Source organism: Bradyrhizobium sp., from assembly GCF_019244115.1.
Lineage (GTDB): Bacteria > Pseudomonadota > Alphaproteobacteria > Rhizobiales > Xanthobacteraceae > Bradyrhizobium.
The window spans coordinates 1-8031 of the sequence record NZ_JAFATE010000887.1 but is presented as its reverse complement, the minus strand read 5'-3'; the positions used below and the strand labels follow the sequence as shown (position 1 = coordinate 8031).

Here is an 8031-nt window from a genome sequence, read left to right as displayed (position 1 = left end):
TTGCCCGTGGGTAAGAAAAACAGCGCTTCCACAGTAGCGGGCATAGCGATGTAGCGGGTACCAGCAACTCGAACCTCCGATGCCTCGCACGCAGCGATGTGCTGACGGTGGCCGCTTTCGCGCGTGGAGCGTCCAGTTGGCTAAGCTCCCTCGCTGCGAGAGGCACTTCCTTATTTGGAAATGCCTGCTAAGCAATTGATATTACTAAGCACGAATTCGCGCGTTTTTTCCAAATGAGCGTTGAAATCGTTCAATAATCAAGCTGATTTTGATTCCGCCATTCGGAGGTTCGATCCCTCCCGCCCCAGCCATTGATATTGCTAGTAAAACCGTCTGTTTCGTCACTTCATTCGGCAGACGGCACAGCGCGCGTGAGCTGTGGACTATCGCTGCTTTTGCTGCCACTGCACAAATTTCTGCAGCAGCGTCTGCGATTCATCCGCCGTTGTTTGAGCCGCTCCAGCCGATCTGCCGTCTTGCGATTTTTCAAACTGGAGGAATTTTTGCAGCAGCGCTTGAGATTCGCCAGACCCGTTGGCCGCTCCCGTCGACGTTGGATCGCTCCCCTGGGATTTGGGTATCATGCTGAAGAAAAGGAAGCCGATGATCGCGACAACGCCAATCGTGGCGGCGAGGCGGCCAGCAGCGCCGAACCGGGCGCGTGGTCGATCGGGTTGATGGACGGTCTCGGGGTCCAGCGGATGCCGCTTGGATCTGGCCACGGCCTCCGTGAGCATCTCATCAAACCCGGACGGAGACGAAGCGGGACGGATGGGCCTGGCCTGCGGGTTCGCCTTGTTGCGCACCGAGCGCGGCGCATAGTGCAAGGGATCGTTGGGGTCGTTCGGATTGGAATCGTCCCCGGAACTGACGAAATTCATTGACGCTACTCCTCACAACAACGTCGGATCATTGCACCGGATTGCCCGTCCGGGCCCCAGGTCCGCTGGGACAGGAAAGCCTGCACAGTAATCGCGGCCGCATCCGCTTGCGAATCCTAAGTCCTGTTCCGGTTCAGGAACAAGGAAAGTGTTGCAACGTCGACACGGAAAGTGTGCAGAACTCTGCGAACGCCACCCAAGCGTGGATCAGGCGGGGCGGGCAGGATCGTTCAGACGGCATCGGCTGGGTTGGCCGGCAACGTGAACTGAAATACCGCGCCGCGCGGTTGGTTGGCGCTCGCCCACAGGCGTCCATTGTGGGCATCGATGATTGAACGGCAGATGGCCAGACCCATGCCCATGCCCTCAGGCTTGGTGGTGTAATAGGGATCGAAGACATGCTCGAGCGTTTTCGCATCGAGTCCTGGGCCAGAATCAGTCACCCGGACCAGAACGGAGTTCGCTTCGGCCGGCGCGGTGGTGATCAGCAAGTCTCGCGCGCCGTCCGCGACGGTGGACATGGCCTGGATCGCGTTCACGACGAGGTTGAGCAAGACCTGCTGCAACTGCACACGATCGCCATCGATCGGCGACAATCCCTCGGCGAGTTGCGTCTGCACCGAAATCGCGTTCTTCAGTGCTTCACTGGCGCTGAAAACGATCACCTCGCGGATCACCTCGTTCAAATCCAGGCGCTCCTTGCGTGGCGGCGCCTTCTTGAAGAGTTCACGCATTCGGCGGATCACGTCGCTGCTGCGATTGGCGTCCTGGACGATCTGCTCCAGCGAGAATTGCGCTTTCTCGACATCCGGCGGCTTCCTGTCGAGCCAGCGCAGCGCCGCGCTGGCGTTCATGGCAACGGCACTGATGGGCTGGCTGACCTCATGGGCGATCGAGGCGGTCAACTGGCCCATGGTGGCGACCCGGTTGGCATGCGCCAGCTCGAGCTGCTTCTCCTGATAGCGCCGCTCGCTCTCGCGTGCTTCCGCTTCCGCCCGCTTGCGCTCCGTCAAGTCGAGCACGAAGGAAATGCTTTGCTCGGAGGATCCCGCAAGCAAGGCCGAGCCGATCAGCACTGGGACCCGGCTGCCGTCCTTTCGGAAGAATTCCTTCTCGCGAGGCGGCACCTGCCCCGACGACCGGAGTTGATCGACCCGCTGCGCGTCGTCGACGCGGTGATCCGCCGGCGTCATGTCCTTCCAGCCGATCGCGCCGGAGACCAGCTCCTGCCTGGTGTAGCCGGTCATGCTCAGAAAGGCATCGTTGGCGTAGCTGATGTCGCCGTGTGCATTCCAGAACAGTATTCCGATGATGTTGGAATCGACCAGCCGTCGGATGCGGGCCTCGCGTTCCCAGAGATCGCGATAGAGCAGAGTGTTCTCGAGCGAGATCGCGGCCTGAGCCGCCAACAGTTCCAGCACCGCGATCCGGTCCGGCGTGAAAGCGTGGGTGGTCAGGGTATTCTCGAAATAAAGCAGCCCGATCAACTTCCCCTGTTTCATCAGCGGCAGGCAGAGGATCGATCTGGGATGTCGTCGATGCAGGTAATCTTCATCGCAAAGCGAATCGGGGCGCGATGCATCGTCGAGAATGACGGTCTCTTGCGTGCGAATGACGTAGCGCAGCAGCGACTCCGGACAATCGGGACCGGAGATCGGTGCCTCGCACATCACGACCGCGAACTCGTCGCCGCGCGACTGGCCCTGGGCCTGGATGCGAAAGTCATTGTCTCTCGACAGGATCAGCAAGCCGCGGTCCGCGCCGGCGTTCTGCAGCGCGATTTTCATCAACGTCTGGATCAGTCCGGGCAGCTCGATCTCACTCGATACAGCCTGCGAAGCCTTGACCACGGTGTTGACGTCCATTTGCTGGACCTGATCGCTCGCCTTTGCGGCTATGCCGCCGTCTTCGGTCACGTGCAGCCGCGGGTAGAGCCGTTCGAGCTGCCTCACCTTTCCGTCGGCGCCCCAACGAAGATACCCATAGCGGGCATCGCGCAGATAGACATAGGCGATCTTGTCGAATCCACGCGTCGCGTAGAAACGCCCGGCAAGTTCGTTCGCGATCGCTTCGTTGTGGATAAAGCCGTTGGTACGCGCCGCGGCGATGGCTTGATCGTACAAGCGCATCGCCTCGAGCTCGCGTCCTTCGATGCGCGCGATCTCCGCAGTGACGATCGCGGCGCGGTCGGCAAAGTCCTCCGGACAGATGTCGGCCCATTGCTGAAGCTGACGATGGTGGGTTGCCAGCGACTTAAGCTGCAGGGCTCGCTCAGCGGCGGACGCCGCATCGTCGAGCCCGGCTTGCGCGAGCGCGGCATAAAAATGGAACTCCACCCGCAGAAAAAGCGCTCTCGACGTCCAGAGCAGCCGTTCCGCTTGCGCCGCCGCCGCGATCGCCGCGGAATCGTCGGCGAGGACGCGTGCCTGCAGCTTGTGGATCCAGTACCAGTACGCCGCGTGCACCAGGTGCGGATCCGCCTCCAAACGGCGTTCGAACTGCTCCTCGTTGAAGATGGCGTCATCGAAGCAGCCGAACTTGGAGGTGAGGCCGCGCAGGGTCCGGATCAGCTGGACCTGGCCGCTGATCCTGTCGACCGCCAGGTCCACCCGCGCCTGGCGGGCGAAATCAAGCCCGGCCTCGGCCTCCCGCTGCACTTCGGCAAGCGGATCGCCGCAGGCCAGAAGATGCGTTACGAAGTGATGACGGCAAAAGCTGGCGTAGTTGAAATCGCCGACCTGCTGCGCTGCATCGAAGGCCCGCCGGAACAGCGGCCGGACCGACCGGATACGCCGTCCCCAGTTACCGAAGCCCAGATAGACGCGGGCCTTGAAGTGCTCCGATCCGTGCCTTTCGACGAGGTCGAGGCCGAGTTGGGCGAAGCGATAGCCCGCTGCATAGTCGCCGAAGTCGGGCCCAAGCACAGTGCCGAGCACGATGTAGGCGAGGCACGATGCATCGGAGTTGCCGTACTCCAGGCTAAGGTTCGCCATGCGTCCGATGATGAGGCGGCGCAGGTCATCGGAGATGTACCAGGCCGGCGAGACAAGCACCGTGAGCACGTCCATGGTTCCGCAGGCGACCGGATCGGTCATCCGCGGCAGCTCGAGCAGTGCCTCGATCGGGTGCCTTCCGATCTGCCGCCACATCCGCTCGTATTCGCGGCTGACCTCCGCCGACGACGGCTCGGCCGGCCACGCGATGCCGACGCGGCGCAGGTAGGCGAGGGCGATCTCGATGTCGCGGTCTTCCGGCTCCATCTGCAATCGGGTGACCGCGGCGAGATCAGGGAGCGTGGCGGCATGGCTTGCCAGCTCCGCAAGGCGTGTTTTCGCGGCCGCCCGCTCGCCGGTCACAAACTCGCACTCGGCGCGGCGCAGCGCCAGCGCAAAGCTGACCGGGTAGTGCCGCTCCCAGCGGTCCTCTGCCAGCATGGCCTCGCCCGCCCTGAAGTGGGCCAGGGCCATGGCGAAGGCCGTCGTTGCCATGGCGCGCTGGCCGGCCAGCAGGTTCAACTCGGCGACCTTCTCGCGCTCCGCAGACATGGTGATCAAGAGAGCGCCGCGGTTGAGCTGGCCAACGAGGTCGAAGACCTTTTCCTCGATTGCGTCCGGTGGCGTGCGCGCCAGCAACAGCCGGCCGATCCGCAGATGGGCTGCCGCCCGCTCATATTCCGGGATCAGCGCATAGGCCGCTTCCTGGAAGCGGTCATGGACGAACCGATAAGCGGCTGCCTGGAGTTCGACCAATTCCTCTCGAACGGCCGGCCAGAGAGCCGCATGAACCTGTTGCTCGGAGACCCCGAGGATGATCGAAAGCATCGCGGTCTCGGCGATATTTCCGAGACAGGCCATCTGTTGCAGGGCGGTTTGCGTCGCGACCGGCAGCCGGAAGATCTTCCCGAGCATGAGGTCCACGACATTGTCGGTATATCGCTTGGCGTGAATGCGATCGAGATCCCAGCACCAGCGCGCCGCATCATGGTCGAAGGCGAGCATTTCTTCCTGGGCGAGCGAAAACATGAACTGGATGGCGAAGAACGGATTGCCGCCGGTCTTCTCGAGCACCAGCTGCGCGAGTGGTGCGGCGCGCGCCGTCTCGCAGCGCAGTGCGTCCGCAATCAACTGTCCGAGATGCTCGCGGCCGAGCGGCGCAAGCGTGATCTCCGTGAGCCTTCTGCCTGCGGCCTTGATGGCCTCGAGCATGCGCGTCAGTGGATGAGCGGTACCGACCTCGTTGTTCCGATAGGCGCCGATCAGCATCAGGTGCTTCAGATCCGAGCCGATCAACAGATCCTCCAACAGATCGAGCGACGCCGCATCGAGCCATTGCAGATCGTCGAGAAAGAGCACCAGCGGATGTTCGGATCGGGCAAATACACCGATGAACCGTTCGAACACGCGTTGAAAGCGGCCTTGCGCGTGCTGCGGTGGAAGTTCCGCGACTGCCTGTTGCTGACCGATGATCAGCTCGAGTTCGGGGATCAGATCGATGATCAGCTGTCCATTCGAGCCTAGCGCCTCCAGGAAGTCGTTACGCCACGCGCTCAGTTCCGCGTCACTCTTGCCGAGCAGCGGCCGAACGAGGCTTTGGAACGCCTGCGCGAGCGTCGCATAGGGGACATCGCGCTTGTGCTGATCGAACTTGGCCGAGGCAAACAGGCCGCGCGCCGGCACCAACGCCTTGTGCAGTTCATTGACAACGGAGGATTTGCCGATGCCGGAATATCCCGAAACCAGCACCAGCTCCGGCGCGCCGCTCTTGACGATGCGGTGGAAGCAGGTGAGCAGGGTTTCGACCTCGCGTGCCCTCCCATACAGCGTCTCGGGGACCAGCAGCCGGTCGGGCGCATCATGTTCGCCAAGCGGGAAATCGTCGATCTGGCGGCGCAGCTCCCATTGGGCAAGACAGTGCCGCAGATCCCGCTCTGCGCCGGCCGAGGTCTGGTAACGCTCCTCGGCCATCTTGGCGAGCAACTTCAGAACGAGCCGGGAAACCGCCGCCGGCACACTCGCTAACCGATCGTTTGGCGGTGTCGGCTTTCTGGCGATATGGCAGTGCACCCACTCCATCGGATCGGAGGCGGTGAATGGAAGCGAGCCGGTGAGTATCTCGTAGAGCGTGACGCCGAGTGAGTAGAGGTCGCTTCTGGAGTCGATCGAACGGTTCATGCGCCCGGTCTGCTCGGGTGCCATGTAGGCGAGTGTGCCCGCGATCTGGTCTGGGGGTGCCGGAGACTGCCGTTCGCGCGGCCGGCGCGATGCAAAGCCGAAGCCAGTGAGCCGCACGTCTCCGCTCGCGCGGTTCACCAGGATATTGGCTGGTTTTATATCCTTATGCACGAGGCCGCGCTGATGGACCTTGCCCAGGGCTGCGGCGATCTGGATGGCGAGGCGCAGGAAGCCTCCGATCTCCATTGGGGTGCCGATCAGCCGGGAGAGTGGTTCGCCGCCATGATCCTCCAGCACAAGGATGGTGCGGGTCGGATCCTGCACGAGCTCCAGCGGCCTCGCTGCCCAGGCGCCGTCCAGTTCGTGTCTCAGCTCATATTCGTTTACGAGGCGATCGAGGCTCGGCGGGGTCGGATGCTCTGCGGCCGCAAACACGGCCAGTACGACGTTTCGTTTGCCATCGACGCCTTCACGGTAAGCTCGGCACAACAGAAGCCCTTCATCATCAGACAAGACCTGTGGGCTACAGGCCCAACCTGCACCCATGAACGGCGAAAGGTTCATGTCGACCAACCATGCCGCAGTCCAATTCGCTTCCGAGCATCAAGGATGCTCGCCAGATTGGCCTGTGGTATCCAACTACGAGAGATGAGACGCCCATTCGATGCGCGACACGGGCCATCAGCCCTCACGCCCTTATCTCGGCACCTTGCTTCGAATGGCTGACCCAAGCACGTTCAAGACGTGTCACCAGAACACATGAGTTCCTTATGAACGCTTATATGAATTCACCTCAAATCCGTCAACTTGGCCCAGACCGAACTGGCTATCGAGCATCTCCACCGAATTTGCGGCGGCATATATCAATCGGGCAGCTCTCTTCAGGGGTCCTTGATCCTCACGGCCCTGCGGCGGGGCACGATACCGCTTCTGGGATACGCCGACACATCCTATGATGCCGGCGGCGTTGGCGGAGTTTGGCGATGAAGGTTTCGAAAAGCGACGTTCTGATCGTGGTCGACGTGCAAAATGATTTCTGCTCCGGCGGCGCGCTCGCCGTACCCGACGGCGAAAAGGTCGTTCCCGCGATCAATCGCATCGCGGAGAAGTTCGACAACGTCGTCCTCACCCAGGATTGGCATCCGGGGAATCACGTCTCCTTCGCGGCCAATCATCAGAACAAGCGTCCGTTCGAGATGATCGATCTCGCGTACGGACCACAGGTGCTCTGGCCGCTTCATTGCGTTCAGGGCAGCCTTGGCGCGGACTTTCACCATGGGCTCGATACCGATCGTGCGGGCCTCGTGCTGCGCAAGGGCATGCATCACGACATCGACTCCTATTCGGCATTCTACGAGAACGACCACACCACCCCGACCGGTCTTGCCAGCTATTTGCGCGAACGCGCTTTGAACACCTTGTTCTTCGTCGGTCTGGCGTTTGATTTCTGTGTCCGCTACTCGGCCGAGGATGCGCACCGTGCGGGCTTTGAGGCCGTGGTGATCGAGGAGGCCTGCCGCGGCATCGATCTCGACGGGTCAGTCGCAGCGACCCATGCGAGTTTCAAATCTCTCGGTATTCCCATCGTCGGTATCGAGGCGTTCTTCTGACATTTGGCGCTTGGGATTTTCGCCGGCCAGAGCAGGGGCGTGCCCGGGTGCGCGGCACGACATTTGCTTGAATGTTGGCAGCCGACGTCGGTTAACGGTCCCGGTGCGCGGCTAGGCCCGGCGCATCCTCATACCCGGCAAGGATGCGTCGGGCCGTTGCTCAAAGTTGGGGCAATTCGCCACCCGTTTGAGCGCATCCGCGCGCCGCACCGGCGGGATGTCCGTCGCAATCTTCCAAGGGATCGGCGGGCACATGCAACGTTCGCTGGCCATTGTGACCGCCGGCAGCACCTTCATCGGGCTTCTCCCGTTCCTGATCGTCGTGCCGGCGCTTCGCCGAAGAGCCGAAGACCCAAGACCCGCTGCGCT

The 8031-nt window shown here is 62.1% G+C and carries 3 protein-coding genes; 1 reads left to right on the top strand and 2 read right to left on the bottom strand.

Features of this window, described 5'->3' with window-relative positions; genetic code table 11:
* Positions 1-383: 383 nt before the first annotated feature.
* Both JOZ76_RS37150 and JOZ76_RS37145 read right to left on the bottom strand, forming a co-directional pair.
* Positions 384-881 carry a hypothetical protein gene (locus JOZ76_RS37150; RefSeq protein WP_291706339.1) on the bottom strand — a complete coding sequence of 166 codons (498 nt, stop codon included), beginning with the start codon at positions 879-881 and terminating at the stop codon, positions 384-386.
* Between the two features lie 230 nt (positions 882-1111).
* Positions 1112-6616 carry a trifunctional serine/threonine-protein kinase/ATP-binding protein/sensor histidine kinase gene (locus JOZ76_RS37145; protein ID WP_441300165.1) on the bottom strand — a complete coding sequence of 1835 codons (5505 nt, stop codon included), beginning with the start codon at positions 6614-6616 and terminating at the stop codon, positions 1112-1114.
* A 419-nt stretch (positions 6617-7035) separates the two neighbouring features.
* Between JOZ76_RS37145 and pncA the strand changes: the two genes are divergently transcribed.
* Positions 7036-7662, top strand: a complete 627-nt coding sequence (gene pncA, locus JOZ76_RS37140; protein ID WP_291706337.1) for a bifunctional nicotinamidase/pyrazinamidase — start codon at positions 7036-7038, stop codon at positions 7660-7662.
* Positions 7663-8031: the final 369 nt, after the last annotated feature.

Bases quoted from the DNA above. Each gene is read 5' to 3' on its own strand.
- JOZ76_RS37150 (WP_291706339.1), bottom strand. From the start codon at position 881: ATGAATTTCGTCAGTTCCGGGGACGATTCCAATCCGAACGACCCCAAC.
- JOZ76_RS37145 (WP_441300165.1), bottom strand. From the start codon at position 6,616: ATGAACCTTTCGCCGTTCATGGGTGCAGGTTGGGCCTGTAGCCCACAG.
- pncA (WP_291706337.1), top strand. From the start codon at position 7,036: ATGAAGGTTTCGAAAAGCGACGTTCTGATCGTGGTCGACGTGCAAAAT.